This is a genomic window from Actinoplanes subglobosus (genome assembly GCF_042650585.1).
GTDB lineage: Bacteria > Actinomycetota > Actinomycetes > Mycobacteriales > Micromonosporaceae > Actinoplanes > Actinoplanes subglobosus.
Genome location: NZ_JBHSBL010000012.1, coordinates 153,938 through 172,428, shown reverse-complemented (window position 1 = coordinate 172,428; position 18,491 = coordinate 153,938). Strand labels below are relative to the sequence as shown.

Here is an 18,491-nt window from a genome sequence, read left to right as displayed (position 1 = left end):
CCATCGGCCCAGGGGCGCGACACGCCCGACCGCGGGGGTCGGACAACGCAGGATCAACGGTCCTGCGGGCATGCGGAGGTACCGCTTCCGCACGTAGCGGCATCGAGAGAAGGAAACAGAAGCCACCATGGCGGGACAGAAGATCCGCATCCGGCTCAAGGCCTATGACCACGAGGTCGTCGACTCCTCGGCGCGGAAGATCGTCGAGACGGTGACGCGTACCGGGGCGCAGGTCGCGGGCCCGGTGCCGCTGCCCACGGAGATCAACCGTTTCTGCGTGATCCGTTCGCCGCACAAGTACAAGGACTCGCGCGAGCACTTCGAGATGCGCACGCACAAGCGTCTGATCGACATCATCGACCCGACCCCGAAGACGGTCGACTCGCTCATGCGCCTCGACCTGCCGGCTGGCGTCGACATCGAGATCAAGCTGTAGGGACCGGACAATGGACAGGCAAGTGAAGGGGATCCTGGGCGCCAAGCTCGGCATGACCCAGGTCTGGGACAACAACAAGGTTGTCCCGGTCACCGTGGTGCAGGCCGGCCCGTGTGTCGTCACCCAGGTCCGCACCGATGAGAAGGACGGCTACTCGGCTGTCCAGCTGGCGTACGGCGCGATCGACCCGCGCAAGGTGAACAAGCCGGAGAGCGGCCAGTTCGCCAAGGCCGGCGTTTCGCCGCGCCGTCACGTGGTCGAGCTGCGCACCGTCGACGCGAGCGAGTACGAGCTCGGCCAGGAAGTCACCGTTGACGCGTTCTCGGTCGGCCAGCCGATCGACGTGACCGGTAAGACCAAGGGCAAGGGCTACGCCGGTGTCATGAAGCGCCACGGCTTCCACGGCCTGCGCGCGAGCCACGGTGTCGAGCGCAAGCACCGCTCGCCGGGCTCGATCGGCGCCTGCGCGACCCCGGGTCGCGTCTTCAAGGGCGTCAAGATGGCCGGCCGCATGGGTGGCAAGCGCTTCACCGTGCAGAACCTGGTGATCCAGGCGGTCGACACCGAGCGCAACCTGATCCTGGTCCGCGGCGCTGTGCCCGGTCCCAAGGGCGCGCTGATCCTGGTCCGCACCGCCGCGAAGAAGACCGCGAAGGGTGGTGCCAAGTGAGCTCGGTTGACGTGATCAACGCGGAGGGCACCAAGGCCGGCTCCGTCGACCTGCCCGCCAACGTCTTCGACGTGCAGGCGAACATTCCGCTGATGCACCAGGTCGTCGTGGCGCAGCTGGCCGCGGCCCGTCAGGGCACGCACAAGGCCAAGACGCGCGGCGAGGTCGCCGGCGGCGGCAAGAAGCCGTACAAGCAGAAGGGCACCGGCCGCGCCCGTCAGGGCTCGATCCGGGCGCCGCAGTTCACCGGCGGTGGCGTCGTGCACGGTCCCGTGCCGCGCGACTACAGCCAGCGGACCCCCAAGAAGATGAAGGCTGCCGCTCTGCGTGGCGCCCTCTCCGACCGGGCCCGTGACGGCCGCGTCCACGTGGTCGAGGCTTTCGTCACCGGCGAGAAGCCGTCGACCAAGGCCGCCATCGCGACGCTGCGGAAGGTCGCCCAGACCACCAAGGTCCTGGTCGTTCTGGACAGCCAGGACGAGCTGAACTGGGTGTCGCTGCGCAACGAGCCGACCGTTCACCTCATCGAGGCCGGCCAGCTCAACACCTATGACGTGCTGGTCGCCGACGAGGTGATCTTCACGAAGGTCGCGCTCGACGAGTTCCTGGGCGGGTCCGAGAAGTCCGAGGAGGGCGACAAGTGAGCACGATCGCCGACCCGCGCGACATCATCGTCGCCCCGGTGGTCTCCGAGAAGAGCTACAGCGTTCTCGACCAGAACTGGTACACGTTCGAGGTCCGTCCGGACGCGAACAAGACCCAGATCAAGATCGCGATCCAGCAGATCTTCAACGTCCGCGTGCTGACCGTGAACACGGCGAACCGCGAGGGCAAGCGCAAGCGCACCAAGACCGGTTGGGGTCAGCGCAAGGCGACCAAGCGCGCGATGGTGAAGCTGGCTGACGGTGACCGTATCGAGGCCTTCGGCGGCCCGGTCAGCTAAGGGGTTTGTGAATCATGGCAATCCGTAAGTACAAGCCGACCACGCCGGGCCGTCGTGGCTCCAGCGTCGCCGACTTCGCCGAGATCACCCGGTCGACTCCGGAGAAGTCTCTGCTGGTTCCGCTGCCCAAGAAGGGTGGCCGCAACGTCCACGGCCGGATCACCACCCGGCACCAGGGCGGTGGCCACAAGCGGCAGTACCGGCTGATCGACTTCAAGCGGAACGACAAGGACGGCGTGCCGGCCAAGGTCGCTCACATCGAGTACGACCCCAACCGCACCTCCCGCATCGCTCTGCTGCACTACGCCGACGGTGAGAAGCGCTACATCCTCGCGCCGAAGGACCTCAAGCAGGGCGACCGCGTCGAGTCGGGCGTGGGCGCGGACATCAAGCCGGGGAACAACCTTCCCCTGCGCAACATCCCGGTCGGTACGACGATCCACGGTGTGGAGCTTCGTCCCGGCGGTGGCGCCAAGCTGGCCCGTTCGGCCGGCGTCGGCATCCAGCTGCTCGGCCGTGAGGGTGCCTACGCCACGCTGCGTATGCCTTCCGGTGAGATCCGTCGCGTCGACATCCGCTGCCGCGCGACGGTCGGCGAGATCGGCAACGCCGAGCAGTCGAACATCAACTGGGGTAAGGCCGGCCGTATGCGGTGGAAGGGCAAGCGCCCGACCGTCCGTGGTGTCGCCATGAACCCTGTCGACCACCCGCACGGTGGTGGTGAGGGTAAGACCTCCGGTGGTCGTCACCCGGTCAACCCGGCTGGTAAGCCGGAGGGCCGTACCCGCCGCAAGGGCCAGGAGAGCGACAAGCTGATTGTTCGCCGCCGCTACGCCACCCGCAAGCGCGGGTAACGGGAGTTAGAAGATGCCTCGCAGCCTGAAGAAGGGCCCGTTCATCGACGACCACCTGCTCAAGAAGGTGGAAGTCCAGAACGAGAAGAACTCGAAGAACGTCATCAAGACCTGGTCGCGGCGTTCGACCATCATCCCGGACATGCTGGGTCACACCATCGCGGTGCACGACGGCCGCAAGCACGTCCCGGTGTTCATCAGTGAGGCGATGGTCGGGCACAAGCTCGGCGAGTTCGCTCTGACCCGGACGTTCAAGGGTCACGAGAAGGACGACCGCAAGAGCCGTCGTCGCTAAGCAGATACACGATTAAGAGGATTTAGGAGCTACAGCGATGCCAGTTAAGGGCGACGCTCCGGTGCTTCCGGGCGCGCGGGCGGTTGCGCGGCACGTGCGCATCTCGCCGAACAAGGCGCGCCGGGTGATCAACCTCGTTCGTGGTCTGCCCGCGAAGGAGGCGCTGGTCGTCCTGCAGTTCGCGCCGCAGGCCGCCAGCGAGCAGGTCTACAAGGTGCTTGCCAGCGCCATCGCGAACGCGGAGAACAACGAGCGGCTCGACCCCGACGCTCTCCTCGTCAGCGAGGCGTTCGTCGACGAGGGCCCCACGCTCAAGCGGTTCCGTCCGCGGGCGCAGGGCCGGGCGTACCGGATCCGCAAGCGCACGTGTCACATCACCATCGCGGTCGAGGCGGTCCAGTCGGCCCGCCCGGCGAAGAAGGCAGCGGCCAAGAAGGCCGCGCCGAAGGCCGAGTCCCAGAGCACGGAGGGTGCCGAGTAATGGGTCAGAAGGTTCACCCCACCGGGTTCCGTCTCGGCATCTCGACTGACTGGCGGAGCCGTTGGTTCGCCGACAAGCTCTACAAGGACTACATCGGCGAGGACGTCAAGATCCGCCGCATGATGTCCAAGGGCCTCGAGCGTGCCGGCATCTCCAAGGTCGACATCGAGCGGACCCGTGACCGGGTCCGGGTCGACATCCACACCGCCCGGCCGGGCATCGTCATCGGCCGTAAGGGTGCGGAGGCGGACCGGATCCGCGGCGAGCTCGAGAAGCTCACCGGCAAGCAGGTCCAGCTGAACATCCTCGAGGTCAAGAGCCCCGAGTCGGATGCTCAGCTCGTGGCCCAGGGCGTCGCCGAGCAGCTGTCCTCCCGGGTCAGCTTCCGCCGCGCGATGCGTAAGGCCATGCAGTCGGCCATGAAGAACCCGATCTGCAAGGGCATCCGGGTGCAGGTCTCCGGCCGTCTCGGCGGCGCGGAGATGAGCCGCACGGAGTTCTACCGTGAGGGTCGCGTTCCGCTGCACACGCTGCGGGCCAACATCGAGTACGGCTTCTTCGAGGCCCGTACCACGTTCGGCCGCATCGGCGTGAAGGTCTGGATCTACAAGGGCGACGCCGTTCCGGGTCGCGAGGCCGTCGCTGAGGCGCCCGCGCGTCCGCGCCGGGACCGCGCCGACCGCCCCGAGCGTCCGCGTCGTGGCCGTTCCGGCTCGTCCGGCACGACCGCGGGCGGTACTGAGGCCGGCCGGGCCGCTCAGGCCGCGGCGACCGCCGATGACACCGCCGCGGCTCCGGCTGCGGCTGAAACGCAGCAGGAGGGCTGACCTGTGCTGATGCCCCGTAAGCCCCCGAAGGGCTTCCGTAAGCCGCACCACCCGGACCGCAGTGGCGCGTCCAAGGGTGGCAACCGGGTCGTCTTCGGTGAGTTCGGTATCCAGGCTCTCGAGCCGGCGTACGTGACGAACCGTCAGATCGAGTCGGCTCGTATCGCCATGACCCGCCACATCAAGCGTGGCGGCAAGGTCTGGATCTCGATCTTCCCGGACCAGGCTCTGACCAAGAAGCCGGCCGAGACCCGCATGGGTTCCGGTAAGGGTTCTCCCGAGTGGTGGGTGGCGAACGTCAAGCCGGGACGCATTCTCTTCGAGATGTCGTTCCCGAACGAGACGGTCGCGCGTGAGGCGATGCGCCGCGCGATCCACAAGCTCCCGATGAAGTGCCGCATCGTGACGCGCGAAGTGGGTGAAAGCTGATGGCAGCGGGCGTTAAGGCGGCCGAGCTGCGCGAACTCTCCGAAGAGGAGCTGGTCGCGAAGCTGCGGGAGGCCAAGGCGGAGCTGTTCAACCTTCGTGTGCAGCGCGCGACCGGGCAGCTCGACAATCACCGTCGGCTCCAGGTCGTCCGCAAGGACATCGCGAAGATCTACACGATCATGCGTGAGCGGGAGCTGGGCCTCTCGGTTGCGCCGGACGAGGTGACGGCATGAGTGAGAACACCACCGCCCCGCGCGCTCAGCGCAAGGTGCGTGACGGTCTCGTGGTCAGCGACAAGATGGACAAGACCGTCGTTGTCGAGGTCGAGGACCGGGTCAAGCACGCCCTGTACGGCAAGGTCATCCGCCGTACGCGGAAGCTGAAGGTGCACGACGAGCAGAATGCTGCGGGAGTCGGCGACCGGGTCTCGATCATGGAGACTCGTCCGCTCTCCGCCACCAAGCGGTGGCGCATCGTGGAGATCCTCGAAAAGGCCAAGTGAGTGCGCTGGGCCGGCTCCGGCCGGCCCAGCGGACCATCGTTCCGCCAAGCTTCGGGCCTGTGGCCCGGAGAACTGGCAGACATAGGAGACAGACGTGATCCAGCAGGAGTCGCGACTGCGCGTCGCCGACAACACGGGTGCCCGGGAGATCCTGTGCATCCGGGTGCTCGGTGGCTCCGGTCGCCGTTACGCGAGCATCGGCGACGTCATCGTGGCCACGGTCAAGGACGCCATTCCGGGTGCCGGTGTGAAGAAGGGTGACGTCGTCAAGGCGGTCGTCGTCCGCACCAGCAAGGAGCGGCGTCGTCCGGACGGCTCGTACATCCGTTTCGACGAGAACGCCGCCGTCATCATCAAGGACGGCGGGGACCCCCGCGGTACCCGCATCTTCGGCCCGGTCGGGCGCGAGCTGCGCGACAAGCGGTTCATGAAGATCATCAGCCTGGCGCCGGAGGTGCTCTGACCGTGAAGATCAAGAAGGGCGACACGGTCGTCGTCATCGCCGGTAAGGACAAGGGCGCCAAGGGTAAGGTCATCGCGGCCTACCCGACGCGGGACAAGGTCCTGGTCGAGGGCGTCAACCGGATCAAGAAGCACGAGCGCATCCGCACGAACCAGCGCGGTTCGAAGACCGGTGGCATCGTCACTCAGGAAGCCGCCATCCACATCTCGAACGTGCAGGTGCTGGACGGGGACGGCAAGCCGACTCGCATCGGTTACAAGATTGACGAGAACGGCAACAAGGTCCGGATCGCGCGTACGACCGGTAAGGAACTCTGATGACTGCCGCTACCGAGGCTAAGGCGCTGCCGCGTCTCAAGCAGAAGTACCGCTCCGAGGTCGTGCCGGCCATCCAGGAGCAGTTCAAGTACGGCAACCCGATGCAGATCCCCGGTCTTGTCAAGATCGTGGTCAACATGGGTGTCGGCGAGGCTGCCCGGGACGCCAAGCTGATCGACGGCGCGGTCCGCGACCTGACCACCATCACCGGTCAGAAGCCGCTGGTCCGCCGGGCCACCAAGTCCATCGCGCAGTTCAAGCTGCGTGAGGGCATGCCGATCGGCGCGAAGGTCACCCTCCGCGGCGACCGGATGTGGGAGTTCCTGGACCGGCTGCTGTCCATCTCGCTGCCGCGTATCCGCGACTTCCGCGGTCTCGACGGCCGGAAGCTGGACGGCCACGGCAACTACACGTTCGGTCTGACCGAGCAGTCGGTGTTCCACGAGATCGACCAGGACAAGATCGATCGGCCGCGGGGCATGGACATCACCGTGGTCACCACCGCGTCGACCGACGACGAGGGCCGGGCGCTGCTCAAGCTCCTGGGCTTCCCGTTCAAGGAGAACTGAGTATGGCTAAGAAGGCGCTGATCCTGAAGGCTGCCGCGAAGCCGAAGTTCGCCGTGCGTGCCTACACCCGCTGCCAGAAGTGCGGTCGTCCGCACTCGGTCTACCGCAAGTTCGGCCTCTGCCGCGTTTGCGTGCGGGACATGGCCCACCGCGGTGAGCTGCCCGGCGTGTCCAAGGCCTCCTGGTAACTTCCGTCCTCTGGCCCGCCCTCAGCGGCGGGCCAACAGGCGGACCTCAATGTAATGCCGCTTCGCCGTAGGCCTGAGTCCTACTCGGGAACCCCGGCGAGAAAGGTTGACGAATACCCATGACGATGACGGACCCGATCGCAGACATGCTCACGCGTCTGCGTAACGCCAACCAGGCGTACCACGACAAGGTGACGATGCCCTACTCGAAGATCAAGGCGAACATCGCCGAGGTCCTCAAGGCCGAGGGTTACATCGCGTCGTGGACGTCTGAGGAGCCCGAGGAGGGCGCGGTCGGCAAGCGTCTGGTCGTTGAGCTCAAGTACGGCCAGAGCCGCGAGCGCAGCCTCGCCGGCATCAAGCGCGTCTCGAAGCCCGGCCTGCGGGTTTACGCCAAGTCCGACGAGCTGCCGCGAGTGCTCGGTGGCCTCGGTGTCGCGATCATTTCGACGTCCCAGGGACTGCTGACCGACAAGCAGGCCCGCAAGCGGAGCGTTGGCGGGGAAGTCCTCGCCTTCGTCTGGTAACTGGAGACTTAGACATGTCGCGAATCGGACGTAAGTCGATCCCGGTCCCGGCCGGCGTCGATGTCACCATCTCGGGCCAGACCGTCAAGGTCAAGGGCCCCAAGGGCGAGCTCTCGCACGTCGTCGCCGAGCCGATCACGGTCGCTCAGGACGGCGGCGAGCTGGTCGTCAACCGGCCCAACGACGAGCGCAAGGCCAAGGAACTGCACGGCCTCTCGCGGACCCTGGTCGCCAACATGATCGTCGGCGTCACCGAGGGCTACAAGAAGGTGCTGGAGATCAACGGCACCGGTTACCGCGTCACCGCGAAGGGCAAGGACCTGGAGTTCGCTCTGGGCTTCTCGCACCCGGTGCTCGTGGTTCCTCCGGCCGGCATCACCTTCTCGGTTGAGAAGCCGACCCAGTTCACTGTCACCGGTATCGACAAGCAGCTGGTGGGTGAGGTCTCCGCGAACATTCGCAAGATCCGCCCGCCGGAGCCCTACAAGGGCAAGGGTGTCAAGTACCAGGGTGAGGTCATCCGCCGTAAGGCTGGAAAGGCAGGTAAGAAGTGACCGCCACGCTGCTCAAGCGCCGCAACGGCGGCGGGGTTGCCGCCAAGCGTGCCGTCGGCAAGGCGCGTCGGCACTTCCGGGTCCGCAAGAACGTCCGTGGTACGGCCGAGCGTCCGCGCCTGGTCGTCACGCGGTCCGCGCGGCACATCTCCGCGCAGATCATCGACGACCTCAAGGGCCACACGCTGGCTTCGGCCTCCACGCTCGACGCCTCGATCCGGGGCAACGAGGGCGACAAGACCGCGCTGTCCGGCAAGGTCGGTTCGCTCCTCGCCGAGCGGGCCAAGGCCGCGGGGATTTCCAAGGTCGTCTTCGACCGGGGTGGCAACAAGTACGCGGGGCGGATCGCCGCGCTTGCGGACGCCGCTCGCGAAGCCGGACTCGAGTTCTAGGAGGAATTGACCAATGCCTGGTCAGCAGCGCCGAGGCGGCGGGTCCGGCGGTAACACCGAGGGTGGCAACCGCAGGGACAACCGTCGCGAGGGCGGCCGCGGAAACGCGCCCGTCGAGAAGACCCCGCACCTGGAGCGGGTCGTCGCGATCAACCGTGTCGCGAAGGTCGTCAAGGGTGGTCGTCGCTTCAGCTTCACCGCCCTGGTGATCGTCGGCGACGGTGACGGCACCGTCGGCATCGGCTACGGAAAGGCCAAGGAGGTGCCCGCGGCGATCGCCAAGGGCGTCGAGGAGGCCAAGAAGCACTTCTTCAAGGTGCCGCGTATCGGTGCGACCATTCCGCACCCGATCACCGGTGAGGCTGCCGCGGGTGTCGTCCTGCTCAAGCCGGCTTCCGCTGGTACCGGCGTCATCGCCGGTGGCCCGGTGCGTGCCGTGCTGGAGTGTGCCGGTATCCACGACATCCTGTCGAAGAGCCTGGGTTCCTCGAACCCGATCAACATCGTGCACGCGACCGTGGCCGCTCTGAAGGGCCTCGAGTCGCCGGAGGCCGTCGCCAAGCGTCGCGGCCTGCCGGTCGAGGACGTGGCGCCGGCGGCCATGCTGGCAGCGCGTGCGGAAGCGGCGGTGCACTGATGGCACGCTTGAAGGTCACCCAGATCCGGTCCGGGATCGGCCGTAAGCAGAACCAGCGGGACTCCCTGCGTTCGCTCGGTCTGAAGCGGATCAACGATGTGGTGGTCAAGGAGGACCGCCCCGAGATTCGGGGCATGATCTTCGCGGTGAACCACCTCGTCACTGTCGAGGAGGTCGAGTAAATGGCGATCAAGGTTCACCACCTGCGCCCGGCGCCCGGTGCGAAGACCGCCAAGACCCGCGTGGGTCGTGGTGAGGGCTCCAAGGGCAAGACCGCCGGTCGTGGCACCAAGGGCACCGGCGCCCGTAAGAACACCCCGGCGTCGTTCGAGGGTGGGCAGATGCCCATCCACATGCGCCTGCCGAAGGTGAAGGGTCTGGGCAACCGGCCCCGCAACAAGGTCGTCTTCCAGGTCGTCAACCTGGACCGGCTTGCCGAGCTGTTCCCCAACGGCGGTTCGGTCGGTCCGGCGGAGCTGGTCGAGGCCGGCGCCGTCCGGAAGAACCAGCCGGTCAAGGTGCTGGGCTCGGGCGAGCTGGGCGGCGTCGCGCTGACCATCTCGGCGCACGCGTTCAGCGAGTCGGCCAAGGAGAAGATCGCCGCTGCCGGTGGTTCCGTCACCGAGCTGTAAGGCGTCACTGCGGTAAGAGGCCGCGGTCCCGGGAACTCCCCGGGACCGCGGCCTCTTCCGTTCCGGCCGCGTCGCTTCCGTTGTGGAGGGCACGCAAACGGCCCTGTGCGCCGCGTGAGGCCGTGATTGCGCTTTGGGTACACATCGGTGCGGAAACGGCCCCATCGTGCCGTGGCGACCGCCTCAGGGCTTCGCCTGCGCCCGAATCGGCGCAAGGTAGTCATTGTCCTCGATGGAAGCGGGCTGTGTTCCGGCCCGTGACGTAGGGTGGGACAGCGGTTCCGATCGGCGCGCAAGCAACCGGTTCAGCCACGAAGCCGGACAGTTGTGTTGTACTGGGACATCGGCCCAAGCGATGCCGCTGGTTGCGCTCTCGGCCTTGCTGATACAGTGCTCCGCTGGCGGCCTCTATGGCTGTCCAATGATGTGTGCCCGAAGTTCCGGGATACCGCAACCCAGAGTGTGGCGACCACGCAGGAGGATCAGTTGTTGTCCGCCTTCACGAGTGCGCTTCGGACGCCTGACCTGCGGAAGAAGCTGCTCTTTACGGTAGCGATCGTAGGGATCTACCGTCTCGGTGCCACATTGCCCAGCCCCGGTGTGTCCTACGCCAACGTTCGGGCCTGTCTCAAGCTGACCGAGTCGGCTAACAACGACTTGCTCAACCTGCTGAATCTCTTCTCCGGCGGTGCGCTGCTCCAGCTCTCCGTCTTCGCGCTGGGCATCATGCCGTACATCACGGCGTCGATCATCCTCCAGCTGCTCACCGTGGTCATCCCGCGCCTGGAGCAGCTGCGCAAGGAGGGCCAGTCCGGCCAGGCGAAGATCACGCAGTACACCCGTTACCTGACGCTCGGCCTGGCTGTTCTCCAGGCCTCGGCCTTCGTGGCGCTGGCGCGGACCGGGCAGCTGTTCAACGGTCTGTGCGACCAGGACGACCCGACCTACCAGATCATCCCCGAGAGCACCGGCATCCCGATGTGGCTGACGCTGAGCGTTCTCGTGATGACGATGACCGCCGGTACCGGTGTGGTCATGTGGCTCGGCGAGCTCATCACCGACCGCGGCGTCGGCAACGGCATGTCCGTCCTGATCTTCACCTCGATCGCGGCCCGCCTCCCCGGCGAGGGCTGGAGCATCAAGGAGTCGAGCGGCACCGGCAAGTTCTTCCTGGTGATCGGCCTGGTCCTGGTCATCATCGCGCTCGTGGTCTTCATCGAGCAGGCGCAGCGCCGGATCCCGGTGCAGTACGCGAAGCGCATGATCGGCCGGCGGATGTACGGCGGGACCTCGACCTACATCCCGCTGAAGGTGAACCAGGCGGGTGTCGTCCCGGTCATCTTCGCGTCCTCGCTGCTCTACCTGCCGCAGCTCTACCTGCAGTTCTTCGACAAGAACAACCTCAAGCCGTACCAGGTCTGGATCCAGAACCACCTGGCCGACCCGGTCAGCCCGCTGTACATCGGCGTGATGTTCCTGCTGATCATCTTCTTCACGTACTTCTACGTGTCGATCACGTTCAACCCGACCGAGGTCGCGGAGAACATGAAGAAGTACGGTGGTTTCGTGCCGGGCATCCGCCCGGGCAAGCCGACCGCCGATTACCTGGACTTCATCCTCAGCCGGATCACGCTGCCGGGCGCCCTGTACCTTGGCCTGATCTCGGTCCTGCCGAACTTCTTCTTCATCTGGCTGAACCAGTCGCAGTACCAGAACTTCCCGTTCGGTGGTACCGCAGTGCTGATCATGGTGGGTGTGGGTCTGGAGACGGTCAAGCAGATCGAGAGCCAACTCATGCAGCGGAACTACGAAGGGTTCCTCCGGTAGTGGGTACGCAGGGCCGGGGGGCTCTGGCGTCTACGGTGGGCGTGGTTCTTCCTGACCGAAGCGAGGCGATGTAGGTGCGGCTGGTACTGGTGGGCCCTCCGGGGGCCGGCAAGGGGACCCAGGCTGAGTTCATCGCCGCCCATCTCGCCGTACCGAAGATCTCGACCGGGGACATCTTCCGGGCGAACGTGTCGCAGGGGACGCCACTGGGCGTCGAGGCCAAGCGCTACATGGACGCCGGACAGCTGGTCCCGGACGAGGTCACCATCAACATGGTTCGTGACCGGCTCGCCGAGCCGGACGCGGGTGACGGCTTCCTGCTGGACGGCTTCCCGCGGACGGTGCCGCAGGCCTCGGCCCTGGACAAGCTCCTGGCCGATCTCGGCACCGCTCTGGACCTGGTGATGGAGCTCGTGGTCGACGACGACGAGGTCATCCGCCGGCTGTCCGGCCGCCGGACCTGTCGTGGTTGCGGAAAGATCTGGCACGTCGAGTTCGACCCGACGAGCAAGGAGAACATCTGCGACCGCTGCGGCAGCGAGCTGTTCCAGCGGGACGACGACAAGGCTGAGACCATCGGTAACCGCCTCGTCGAGTACGCGGACAAGACCGCGCCCCTGGTCGACTTCTACGGCGCTCAGGGCAAGCTGGTGGGCATCGACGCCACCGGCCCGGTCGAGGACGTCACCGTCCGCGCGATCGACGCCCTGCGGTCGTACGGCGGCTGACACCGCCCCACCGCAAGACCATCGCCGCCCCGGGTGCCCCCCGGGGCGGCGTCATGTCCAGACCCAGAGAGTTAGGCTCACCGCCATGCGCCGCCAAGAGCTGAACATCCAGCTGAAGACCCCCGAGCAGATCGAGCTGATGCGCGCGGCCGGCCTGGTCGTCGCGGCGGCACTGGACGCGATGCGTGCGGCGGTCGCCCCGGGTGTCTCCACCGCCGATCTGGACGCCATCGCGGAGAAGGTGATCCGTGACGCGGGCGCGATCCCGTCGTTCAAGGGTTACCACGGCTTCCCGGCGTCGATCTGTGCCTCGGTCAACGAGCAGGTGGTGCACGGGATCCCGAGCGCGGGCCAGGTGCTGCGCGAGGGCGACCTGATCTCGCTGGACTGCGGCGCGATCCTGGAGGGCTGGCACGGCGACTCGGCGATCACCGTCGGCGTGGGTCAGACTGATCCGGCGCTGCTGCGCATGGCCGAGGTGGCCGAGGACGCGATGTGGGCCGGGATAGCGGCGGCGGCCCGGGGCATCCTCAACGGGCGGGGCAAGCAGACCGACATCTCGTTCAACATCGAGCGTTCGATCCGTAAGGCGGGGCGTTACGGGATCGTCGACGGTTACGGCGGCCACGGCATCGGCACCGAGATGCACCAGGATCCGCACATCCTCAACCACGGCAAGCCGGGCCGCGGTATCAAGCTCCAGCCGGGCCTGGCCCTGGCCATCGAGCCGATGATCACGATGGGCTCGCCGCGGACCGTGGAGCTCGACGACGGCTGGACCGTGGTCACCCGGGACAACTCCTGGGCGGCGCACGTGGAGCACACCATGGCGCTCCTGGAGGACGGCGTGTGGGTCACCACGGCGCCGGACGGCGGACGGGCCCGTCTGGGCGAGCTGGTGACCGCGCGTCAGCCATAGGCGTCGATGGCGCCCTCCTGCCATGCTGGCACGCATGGTGCACGAGGGGATGCGGGCCGGCGACGGTGACCGCGAGAAGGTTGCCGAGCAGCTGAAGCAGGCGCTGGACCAGGGCCGTCTGGATCTGGGTGAGTACGACGAGCGCGTCCAGCGGGCGTATTCGGCGAAGACCTACGGCGACCTCGAGGGCCTGCTCGCCGATCTGCCCGGCACGGTCCCGGTGGAGAAGGCTCAGGTGGAGCCGCACCGGAGCGCGAAGGGGCCGGAGCCGCAGCACCGTGGCCGGTCGGGTCTCACGGGCATTCTCGGTGTCTTCCTGGTCTGTGTGGTGATCTGGGCGATGAGCAGCCTCGGCTCGGGGGAGTGGCACTACTTCTGGCCGGGCTGGGTGCTGATCCCGGTGGTGTGGGCACTTGTGGCGCACTTCAGAGACCGGGGCAATCGAGGTCACTGAGACGGATATGGTCGAGTTGTCCGGTCAGAACACGCCCGACAGCGGGTTACGCAACCCTCGGTTTGGCGTCGCTGTTACGGGCGCGTAGACTGGCTCGCTGGCGCGTAGCGTCCACTCCTTCATGTCCTCAAGCGCTTCGAGGGCGGGAGGGAGCCGCGGCTGGTTCGGGCTCCATCGTGGGTCCGGATGTGACGTTGCGCAAGCCTGCCCCAAGAACCCGATGTCAGGTAGCGGAGGACATGCCTAAGAAAGACGGAGCCATCGAGATCGAAGGCCGAGTGATCGAGCCTCTACCGAACGCTATGTTCCGCGTGGAGCTCGCCAATGGTCACAGAGTCCTGGCACACATCTCCGGGAAGATGCGTCAGCACTACATCCGTATCCTTCCCGAGGACAGGGTCGTCGTCGAGCTCTCGCCGTACGACCTGACCCGTGGGCGAATCGTCTACCGCTACAAGTAAGCGGGTCGCGGGGAAACACCAATCCCGTCTGACTGAGAGTTAAGGCAAACCGTGAAGGTCAAGCCGAGCGTCAAGCGGATCTGCAACAACTGCCGGGTCATCCGGCGGCACGGCCGGGTCATGGTCATCTGCTCGACCGACCCGCGCCACAAGCAGCGCCAGGGCTGAGTCCCGCGCCGCAAGGATCCGCACCACTGAACAAGCTCGTCCCGGCCGTGGGAAACCGCGGCTGTACCCCCGGTCGGAGGCCGGGGCCCGTCGTGAGTGACGGGATGGGGCGGGCACAGACCTCCGGGATCACGAACGAGGAGTACCGCCAGTAATGGCTCGTCTCGTCGGCGTCGATCTCCCCCGCGAGAAGCGGTTGGAGATCGCGCTCACCTACATCTACGGCATCGGGCGTACCCGTGCCGTGGAGACACTGACTGCTACCGCGATTGACCTGAACAAGCGCGCCAAGGACCTCACGGAAGAGGAGCTGGTTCAGCTCCGCGACTACATCGAGGCCAACTTCAAGGTTGAGGGCGACCTGCGCCGCGAGGTCGCTGCGGACATCCGCCGCAAGGTTGAGATCGGTTGCTACGCCGGTATCCGCCACCGCAAGGGCCTGCCCGTGCGTGGACAGCGGACCCGGACCAACGCTCGTACCCGTAAGGGTCCGAAGCGGACGGTCGCCGGTAAGAAGAAGCCCGGTCGGAAGTAATAGGAGCGCACTGACTTATGCCACCGAAGGCACGCGCTGGGGCCGCAGTAAAGAAGGTCCGGCGCAAGGAACGCAAGAACGTCGCCCACGGGCAGGCGCACATCAAGAGCACCTTCAACAACACCATCGTGTCGATCACCGACCCGACCGGTGCTGTCATCTCCTGGGCCTCCTCCGGCCAGGTGGGCTTCAAGGGCTCCCGCAAGTCGACCCCGTTCGCCGCGCAGCTCGCTGCCGAGGCGGCCGCCCGTCGTGCCATGGAGCACGGCATGCGCAAGGTCGACGTGTTCGTCAAGGGTCCGGGCTCCGGCCGGGAGACCGCCATCCGTTCGCTGCAGGCCGCCGGCCTCGAGGTCGGTCAGATCTCCGACGTCACGCCGCAGCCGCACAACGGCTGCCGCCCGCCGAAGCGTCGCCGGGTCTGAGGGGGATACAGAGATGGCTCGTTACACAGGTGCGGACTGCAAGCGCTGCCGCCGCGAGAAGATGAAGCTGTTCCTCAAGGGCAGCAAGTGCGATGGGCCGAAGTGCCCGTTCGAGTCGCGTCCCTTCCCGCCCGGCCAGCACGGCCGTGGTCGGACCAAGGAGACCGAGTACCTGCTCCAGCACCGCGAGAAGCAGAAGGCCCGTCGCGTGTACGGCGTGCTCGAGAAGCAGTTCCGCGGTTACTACGAGGAGGCTGTCACCAAGCCCGGCAAGACCGGTGAGGTGCTGCTGCAGATCCTCGAGTCGCGTCTCGACAACGTCGTCTACCGGGCCGGTTACGCCGCTTCCCGTGACGCCGCCCGCCAGCTGGTCAAGCACGGCCACTTCCTGGTGAACGGCGTCAAGGTCGACATCCCGTCGTACCGCGTCCGGGACAAGGACATCGTCACGCTGCGGGAGAAGTCGAAGGAGCTCACGCCCTTCGTCGTCGCCCAGGCGCAGGCCGGCTCCAAGCCGGTCCCGGCGTGGCTGGAGCCGATCCCCAGCGAGATGAAGATCCTGATCCACTCGCTCCCGGCCCGCGCTGTCATCGACACGCAGGTCCAGGAGCAGCTGATCGTCGAGCTCTACTCCAAGTAGCAGCTCTTTCGAGGTGCCGGCCGTCTGGCCGGCACCTCGAAGCAGAACAGAGACGGCCATCAAATAGCGGGTGGCCCGACAGAAAGAAGAACAGCGTGCTCATCAGCCAGCGGCCGACCCTCTCGGAGGAGTCGCTCAGCGAGACCCGCTCCCGGTTCACCATCGAACCGCTGGAGCCGGGCTTCGGCTACACCCTCGGTAACTCTCTTCGGCGGACCCTGCTGTCGTCCATCCCGGGCGCGGCGGTCACCAGCATCAAGATCGACGGCGTGCTGCACGAGTTCACCACCATCCCCGGTGTCAAGGAGGATGTGGTCGAGCTGGTCATGAACGTCAAGGAACTGACCGTCAGCTCCGAGCACGACGAGCCGGTCAGCATGTACCTGCGCAAGCAGGGCCCGGGCGACGTGACCGCCGGGGACATCCAGCCGCCGGCCGGTGTCTCGGTGCACAACCCCGATCTGAAGCTGGCGACCCTGAACAGCAAGGGCCGGCTGGACATGGAGCTGACCGTCGAGCGCGGTCGTGGCTACGTCACCGCGGCGCAGAACAAGAACGCCGGCGCCGAGATCGGCCGTATCCCGGTCGACTCGATCTACTCGCCGGTGCTCAAGGTCACCTACCGCGTCGAGGCGACCCGTGTCGAGCAGCGCACCGACTTCGACCGCCTGATCATCGACGTCGAGTCGAAGGCGTCGATCTCCCCCCGGACCGCGCTGGCCTCGGCCGGCTCGACCCTCGTGGAGCTCTTCGGCCTCTGCCGTGAGCTCGACGAGACCGCCGAGGGCATCGACATCGGCCCGTCGCCGCAGGACGCGCAGCTCGCTGCCGACCTGGCGCTGCCGATCGAGGAGCTCGACCTCACCGTCCGGTCGTACAACTGCCTCAAGCGCGAGGGCATCAACAGCGTGGGCGAGTTGATAGGGCGTACGGAGGCTGATCTTCTGGACATCCGGAACTTCGGCCAGAAGTCGATCGACGAGGTCAAGATGAAGCTCGCCGGGATGGGCCTGGGCCTGAAGGACAGCGCGCCGTCCTTCGACCCCGCGCACGTGGTCGACTCGTTCGGCGACGTGGACTACGACACCGACGACTACCGCGAGACCGAGCAGCTCTAAGAGCTCGGCTGCGCCCCATTTCAAGGAGCAATTGAAATGCCCACGCCCACCAAGGGTGCCCGCCTCGGCGGCAGCCCGGCTCACGAAAAGCTCATCCTGGCCAACCTGGCCACCGAGCTCTTCCGGCACGGGAAGATCAAGACCACCGAGTCGAAGGCCAAGCGGCTGCGCCCGCTGGCCGAGCAGCTCGTCACGAAGGCCAAGCGCGGCGACCTGCACGCCCGTCGCCGGGTTCTGGCCACCGTGAAGGACAAGGACGTCGTGTACGCCCTGTTCGAGCAGATCGCTCCGCGGTACGCCAACCGCCCCGGTGGGTACACCCGGATCACCAAGATCGGCCCGCGCAAGGGTGACGCCGCTCCGATGGCCGTCATCGAGCTGGTCGAGGAGCTCCAGGTCGCGGCCTCCACCGGCCCGTCCAAGGAGGCCCGCAAGGCTGCCGCGCAGCAGGCCAAGGTCGAGGCTCTCGCCCCCGAGGACGAGGCCCCCGCCGCCGCCAAGGCTGACGACGCCGACCAGGACGCCGAGGCTCCGGTGAGCGCTTCCGGTGACAAGCCCGGCGACAAGGCCGAGGGCGAAGACACCGACAAGGCCTGATCTTCACCGATCAGATCCATTTCGGGCGAGGCCCGGCATCCTTCGGGGTGCCGGGCCTCGGCCATCTCCGAAGAGAGCACGCGGATGACGGACACCATTCGGCTTCGCCTGGACATCTCGTACGACGGCGCCGACTTCTCCGGCTGGGCTGTTCAGCCGGGTCGCCGTACCGTCGCAGGGGTGTTGATCGAGGCTTTTGCCCGCCTTGTCGGAGCCGAGACACCCCTCGGGCTGACCGTCGCCGGGCGGACCGACGCCGGGGTGCACGCCTCCGGGCAGGTGTGCCACGTCGATCTGCCGGTGGAGCACTGGGCCGAGCTGGAGGGATCGCTGCTGCGGCGGCTCGCCGCGGTGATGCCGGCGGACGCCCGGGTGCGGGCGATCGTCCCGGTGCCGGACACGTTCGACGCGCGGTTCTCGGCGACCTTCCGCCGCTACGAGTACCGCGTCTCGGACACGCCGTGGGGGCCGGAGCCGCTGCGCCGGCACGACACCCTGGGCTGGGTGCGGCCGCTGGACCTGGACCGGCTCAACGCCGCGGCGGCCGGGCTGCTGGGGGAGCACGACTTCGCGGCGTTCTGCAAGCGCAAGGAGCACGCCACCACGATCCGGGCGATCAACCGGCTGGACTGGCGGCGGGACCCTGACGGGGTGTGTGTGGCGACCGTGCAGGCCGACGCGTTCTGCCAGGCCATGGTGCGGAGCCTGGTCGGGGCGATGCTCACCGTCGGTGACGGCCGACGGTCGCCGGAGTGGCCGGCCAAACTGCTGACCTTGCGGGAGCGGTCCAGCGAGGTGATGGTCGCCGCGGCGCACGGCCTGACGCTCGTCGCGGTCGGATATCCGGATGAGGCGGAGTACGCGGCCCGCGCCGAGGCCACCCGCCGGCTGCGCGCCTGAGGC

33 protein-coding genes are annotated in these 18,491 nt (G+C 67.0%); all 33 read left to right on the top strand.

From position 1 onward, the window contains the following. Window positions 1-127: 127 nt before the first annotated feature. The 33 genes from rpsJ (at window position 128) to truA (ending at window position 18,488) form a co-directional block, all read left to right on the top strand. Window positions 128-436 (top strand): 30S ribosomal protein S10, encoded by a 309-nt coding sequence (gene rpsJ / locus ACFO0C_RS11850; RefSeq protein ID WP_007073037.1) that lies wholly within the window; start codon window positions 128-130, stop codon window positions 434-436. Between the two features lie 10 nt (window positions 437-446). Further along, complete coding sequence (gene rplC, locus ACFO0C_RS11845) at window positions 447-1,106, top strand: 50S ribosomal protein L3 (RefSeq protein ID WP_378066624.1); 660 nt, start codon at window positions 447-449, stop codon at window positions 1,104-1,106. Beyond that, window positions 1,103-1,750: a 50S ribosomal protein L4 gene (gene rplD / locus ACFO0C_RS11840; protein WP_378066623.1), complete on the top strand. Its 648-nt coding sequence runs from the start codon at window positions 1,103-1,105 to the stop codon at window positions 1,748-1,750. The genes rplC and rplD overlap by 4 nt, the downstream gene beginning before the upstream one ends. Continuing rightward, window positions 1,747-2,049: a 50S ribosomal protein L23 gene (rplW, locus tag ACFO0C_RS11835; RefSeq protein ID WP_092548809.1), complete on the top strand. Its 303-nt coding sequence runs from the start codon at window positions 1,747-1,749 to the stop codon at window positions 2,047-2,049. The genes rplD and rplW overlap by 4 nt, the downstream gene beginning before the upstream one ends. A gap of 14 nt (window positions 2,050-2,063) precedes the next feature. Further along, the gene (gene rplB, locus ACFO0C_RS11830; protein ID WP_317788697.1) at window positions 2,064-2,903 is read left to right on the top strand and encodes a 50S ribosomal protein L2; all 840 of its coding nucleotides are present in this window, start codon (window positions 2,064-2,066) and stop codon (window positions 2,901-2,903) included. Between the two features lie 13 nt (window positions 2,904-2,916). Next, window positions 2,917-3,198, top strand: a complete 282-nt coding sequence (gene rpsS, locus ACFO0C_RS11825) for a 30S ribosomal protein S19 (protein WP_092548802.1) — start codon at window positions 2,917-2,919, stop codon at window positions 3,196-3,198. 37 nt (window positions 3,199-3,235) lie between these two features. Further along, the gene (rplV, locus tag ACFO0C_RS11820) at window positions 3,236-3,679 is read left to right on the top strand and encodes a 50S ribosomal protein L22 (protein WP_378066622.1); all 444 of its coding nucleotides are present in this window, start codon (window positions 3,236-3,238) and stop codon (window positions 3,677-3,679) included. Continuing rightward, the gene (gene rpsC / locus ACFO0C_RS11815; RefSeq protein ID WP_360328260.1) at window positions 3,679-4,506 is read left to right on the top strand and encodes a 30S ribosomal protein S3; all 828 of its coding nucleotides are present in this window, start codon (window positions 3,679-3,681) and stop codon (window positions 4,504-4,506) included. Before rplV ends, rpsC begins: the two co-directional genes overlap by 1 nt. A 3-nt stretch (window positions 4,507-4,509) precedes the next feature. Next, window positions 4,510-4,935, top strand: a complete 426-nt coding sequence (rplP, locus tag ACFO0C_RS11810; protein WP_014440729.1) for a 50S ribosomal protein L16 — start codon at window positions 4,510-4,512, stop codon at window positions 4,933-4,935. Further along, on the top strand, window positions 4,935-5,168 hold the full coding sequence (gene rpmC / locus ACFO0C_RS11805) for a 50S ribosomal protein L29 (RefSeq protein WP_364490477.1): 234 nt from the start codon (window positions 4,935-4,937) through the stop codon (window positions 5,166-5,168). The genes rplP and rpmC overlap by 1 nt, the downstream gene beginning before the upstream one ends. Continuing rightward, a complete protein-coding gene (rpsQ, locus tag ACFO0C_RS11800) occupies window positions 5,165-5,437 on the top strand; it encodes a 30S ribosomal protein S17 (protein ID WP_092548791.1) in 273 nt (90 codons plus the stop codon). The genes rpmC and rpsQ overlap by 4 nt, the downstream gene beginning before the upstream one ends. A gap of 94 nt (window positions 5,438-5,531) precedes the next feature. Continuing rightward, window positions 5,532-5,900, top strand: coding sequence for a 50S ribosomal protein L14 (gene rplN / locus ACFO0C_RS11795; protein WP_093618755.1), 369 nt, complete (start codon window positions 5,532-5,534; stop codon window positions 5,898-5,900). Further along, window positions 5,897-6,217, top strand: a complete 321-nt coding sequence (gene rplX, locus ACFO0C_RS11790) for a 50S ribosomal protein L24 (protein ID WP_109598814.1) — start codon at window positions 5,897-5,899, stop codon at window positions 6,215-6,217. Before rplN ends, rplX begins: the two co-directional genes overlap by 4 nt. Then, on the top strand, window positions 6,217-6,786 hold the full coding sequence (gene rplE, locus ACFO0C_RS11785; RefSeq protein ID WP_378066621.1) for a 50S ribosomal protein L5: 570 nt from the start codon (window positions 6,217-6,219) through the stop codon (window positions 6,784-6,786). The genes rplX and rplE overlap by 1 nt, the downstream gene beginning before the upstream one ends. A 2-nt stretch (window positions 6,787-6,788) precedes the next feature. Further along, window positions 6,789-6,974, top strand: a complete 186-nt coding sequence (locus tag ACFO0C_RS11780; protein WP_020513598.1) for a type Z 30S ribosomal protein S14 — start codon at window positions 6,789-6,791, stop codon at window positions 6,972-6,974. A 119-nt stretch (window positions 6,975-7,093) separates the two neighbouring features. Further along, window positions 7,094-7,501 carry a 30S ribosomal protein S8 gene (gene rpsH / locus ACFO0C_RS11775; RefSeq protein ID WP_092548783.1) on the top strand — a complete coding sequence of 136 codons (408 nt, stop codon included), beginning with the start codon at window positions 7,094-7,096 and terminating at the stop codon, window positions 7,499-7,501. Window positions 7,502-7,515: 14 nt separating this feature from the next. Next, window positions 7,516-8,055 carry a 50S ribosomal protein L6 gene (gene rplF / locus ACFO0C_RS11770; protein ID WP_378066620.1) on the top strand — a complete coding sequence of 180 codons (540 nt, stop codon included), beginning with the start codon at window positions 7,516-7,518 and terminating at the stop codon, window positions 8,053-8,055. Further along, window positions 8,052-8,447 (top strand): 50S ribosomal protein L18, encoded by a 396-nt coding sequence (gene rplR / locus ACFO0C_RS11765; protein ID WP_449190919.1) that lies wholly within the window; start codon window positions 8,052-8,054, stop codon window positions 8,445-8,447. Before rplF ends, rplR begins: the two co-directional genes overlap by 4 nt. A 13-nt stretch (window positions 8,448-8,460) precedes the next feature. Beyond that, the gene (rpsE, locus tag ACFO0C_RS11760) at window positions 8,461-9,084 is read left to right on the top strand and encodes a 30S ribosomal protein S5 (protein ID WP_043531072.1); all 624 of its coding nucleotides are present in this window, start codon (window positions 8,461-8,463) and stop codon (window positions 9,082-9,084) included. Further along, window positions 9,084-9,266 carry a 50S ribosomal protein L30 gene (gene rpmD / locus ACFO0C_RS11755; protein ID WP_043531070.1) on the top strand — a complete coding sequence of 61 codons (183 nt, stop codon included), beginning with the start codon at window positions 9,084-9,086 and terminating at the stop codon, window positions 9,264-9,266. Before rpsE ends, rpmD begins: the two co-directional genes overlap by 1 nt. Beyond that, on the top strand, window positions 9,267-9,716 hold the full coding sequence (rplO, locus tag ACFO0C_RS11750; protein WP_317788686.1) for a 50S ribosomal protein L15: 450 nt from the start codon (window positions 9,267-9,269) through the stop codon (window positions 9,714-9,716). A 486-nt stretch (window positions 9,717-10,202) separates the two neighbouring features. Further along, entirely contained in the window at window positions 10,203-11,543 is a 1,341-nt protein-coding gene (secY, locus tag ACFO0C_RS11745) for a preprotein translocase subunit SecY (protein WP_378066753.1), read from the top strand. A 74-nt stretch (window positions 11,544-11,617) separates the two neighbouring features. Further along, the gene (locus ACFO0C_RS11740) at window positions 11,618-12,271 is read left to right on the top strand and encodes an adenylate kinase (RefSeq protein ID WP_317788683.1); all 654 of its coding nucleotides are present in this window, start codon (window positions 11,618-11,620) and stop codon (window positions 12,269-12,271) included. 85 nt (window positions 12,272-12,356) lie between these two features. Beyond that, a complete protein-coding gene (map, locus tag ACFO0C_RS11735; RefSeq protein WP_378066619.1) occupies window positions 12,357-13,190 on the top strand; it encodes a type I methionyl aminopeptidase in 834 nt (277 codons plus the stop codon). A 22-nt stretch (window positions 13,191-13,212) separates the two neighbouring features. Then, window positions 13,213-13,644, top strand: coding sequence for a DUF1707 SHOCT-like domain-containing protein (locus ACFO0C_RS11730; RefSeq protein WP_378066618.1), 432 nt, complete (start codon window positions 13,213-13,215; stop codon window positions 13,642-13,644). A gap of 239 nt (window positions 13,645-13,883) precedes the next feature. Further along, window positions 13,884-14,105, top strand: coding sequence for a translation initiation factor IF-1 (gene infA / locus ACFO0C_RS11725; RefSeq protein ID WP_018347787.1), 222 nt, complete (start codon window positions 13,884-13,886; stop codon window positions 14,103-14,105). Window positions 14,106-14,156: 51 nt separating this feature from the next. Beyond that, window positions 14,157-14,273: a 50S ribosomal protein L36 gene (gene rpmJ / locus ACFO0C_RS11720; RefSeq protein WP_014440745.1), complete on the top strand. Its 117-nt coding sequence runs from the start codon at window positions 14,157-14,159 to the stop codon at window positions 14,271-14,273. 154 nt (window positions 14,274-14,427) lie between these two features. Next, on the top strand, window positions 14,428-14,808 hold the full coding sequence (rpsM, locus tag ACFO0C_RS11715) for a 30S ribosomal protein S13 (RefSeq protein ID WP_317788680.1): 381 nt from the start codon (window positions 14,428-14,430) through the stop codon (window positions 14,806-14,808). Between the two features lie 17 nt (window positions 14,809-14,825). After that, complete coding sequence (gene rpsK / locus ACFO0C_RS11710) at window positions 14,826-15,233, top strand: 30S ribosomal protein S11 (RefSeq protein ID WP_014440747.1); 408 nt, start codon at window positions 14,826-14,828, stop codon at window positions 15,231-15,233. A gap of 13 nt (window positions 15,234-15,246) precedes the next feature. Continuing rightward, window positions 15,247-15,873 carry a 30S ribosomal protein S4 gene (gene rpsD / locus ACFO0C_RS11705; RefSeq protein ID WP_093618744.1) on the top strand — a complete coding sequence of 209 codons (627 nt, stop codon included), beginning with the start codon at window positions 15,247-15,249 and terminating at the stop codon, window positions 15,871-15,873. Window positions 15,874-15,968: 95 nt separating this feature from the next. Next, window positions 15,969-16,991, top strand: coding sequence for a DNA-directed RNA polymerase subunit alpha (locus ACFO0C_RS11700; protein ID WP_093618743.1), 1,023 nt, complete (start codon window positions 15,969-15,971; stop codon window positions 16,989-16,991). A gap of 36 nt (window positions 16,992-17,027) precedes the next feature. Further along, window positions 17,028-17,588, top strand: a complete 561-nt coding sequence (gene rplQ, locus ACFO0C_RS11695; protein ID WP_378066617.1) for a 50S ribosomal protein L17 — start codon at window positions 17,028-17,030, stop codon at window positions 17,586-17,588. A gap of 84 nt (window positions 17,589-17,672) precedes the next feature. Next, complete coding sequence (gene truA / locus ACFO0C_RS11690; RefSeq protein ID WP_378066616.1) at window positions 17,673-18,488, top strand: tRNA pseudouridine(38-40) synthase TruA; 816 nt, start codon at window positions 17,673-17,675, stop codon at window positions 18,486-18,488. Window positions 18,489-18,491: the final 3 nt, after the last annotated feature.

Coding starts and splice junctions, on each gene's coding strand:
- rpsJ (WP_007073037.1), top strand. CDS start 128: ATGGCGGGACAGAAGATCCGCATCCGGCTCAAGGCCTATGACCACGAG.
- rplC (WP_378066624.1), top strand. CDS start 447: ATGGACAGGCAAGTGAAGGGGATCCTGGGCGCCAAGCTCGGCATGACC.
- rplB (WP_317788697.1), top strand. CDS start 2,064: ATGGCAATCCGTAAGTACAAGCCGACCACGCCGGGCCGTCGTGGCTCC.
- rpsS (WP_092548802.1), top strand. CDS start 2,917: ATGCCTCGCAGCCTGAAGAAGGGCCCGTTCATCGACGACCACCTGCTC.
- rplV (WP_378066622.1), top strand. CDS start 3,236: ATGCCAGTTAAGGGCGACGCTCCGGTGCTTCCGGGCGCGCGGGCGGTT.
- rpsC (WP_360328260.1), top strand. CDS start 3,679: ATGGGTCAGAAGGTTCACCCCACCGGGTTCCGTCTCGGCATCTCGACT.
- rpmC (WP_364490477.1), top strand. CDS start 4,935: ATGGCAGCGGGCGTTAAGGCGGCCGAGCTGCGCGAACTCTCCGAAGAG.
- rpsQ (WP_092548791.1), top strand. CDS start 5,165: ATGAGTGAGAACACCACCGCCCCGCGCGCTCAGCGCAAGGTGCGTGAC.
- rplE (WP_378066621.1), top strand. CDS start 6,217: ATGACTGCCGCTACCGAGGCTAAGGCGCTGCCGCGTCTCAAGCAGAAG.
- ACFO0C_RS11780 (WP_020513598.1), top strand. CDS start 6,789: ATGGCTAAGAAGGCGCTGATCCTGAAGGCTGCCGCGAAGCCGAAGTTC.
- rpsH (WP_092548783.1), top strand. CDS start 7,094: ATGACGATGACGGACCCGATCGCAGACATGCTCACGCGTCTGCGTAAC.
- rplF (WP_378066620.1), top strand. CDS start 7,516: ATGTCGCGAATCGGACGTAAGTCGATCCCGGTCCCGGCCGGCGTCGAT.
- rpsE (WP_043531072.1), top strand. CDS start 8,461: ATGCCTGGTCAGCAGCGCCGAGGCGGCGGGTCCGGCGGTAACACCGAG.
- rpmD (WP_043531070.1), top strand. CDS start 9,084: ATGGCACGCTTGAAGGTCACCCAGATCCGGTCCGGGATCGGCCGTAAG.
- rplO (WP_317788686.1), top strand. CDS start 9,267: ATGGCGATCAAGGTTCACCACCTGCGCCCGGCGCCCGGTGCGAAGACC.
- map (WP_378066619.1), top strand. CDS start 12,357: ATGCGCCGCCAAGAGCTGAACATCCAGCTGAAGACCCCCGAGCAGATC.
- ACFO0C_RS11730 (WP_378066618.1), top strand. CDS start 13,213: ATGCTGGCACGCATGGTGCACGAGGGGATGCGGGCCGGCGACGGTGAC.
- infA (WP_018347787.1), top strand. CDS start 13,884: ATGCCTAAGAAAGACGGAGCCATCGAGATCGAAGGCCGAGTGATCGAG.
- rpsM (WP_317788680.1), top strand. CDS start 14,428: ATGGCTCGTCTCGTCGGCGTCGATCTCCCCCGCGAGAAGCGGTTGGAG.
- rpsK (WP_014440747.1), top strand. CDS start 14,826: ATGCCACCGAAGGCACGCGCTGGGGCCGCAGTAAAGAAGGTCCGGCGC.
- rpsD (WP_093618744.1), top strand. CDS start 15,247: ATGGCTCGTTACACAGGTGCGGACTGCAAGCGCTGCCGCCGCGAGAAG.
- rplQ (WP_378066617.1), top strand. CDS start 17,028: ATGCCCACGCCCACCAAGGGTGCCCGCCTCGGCGGCAGCCCGGCTCAC.
- truA (WP_378066616.1), top strand. CDS start 17,673: ATGACGGACACCATTCGGCTTCGCCTGGACATCTCGTACGACGGCGCC.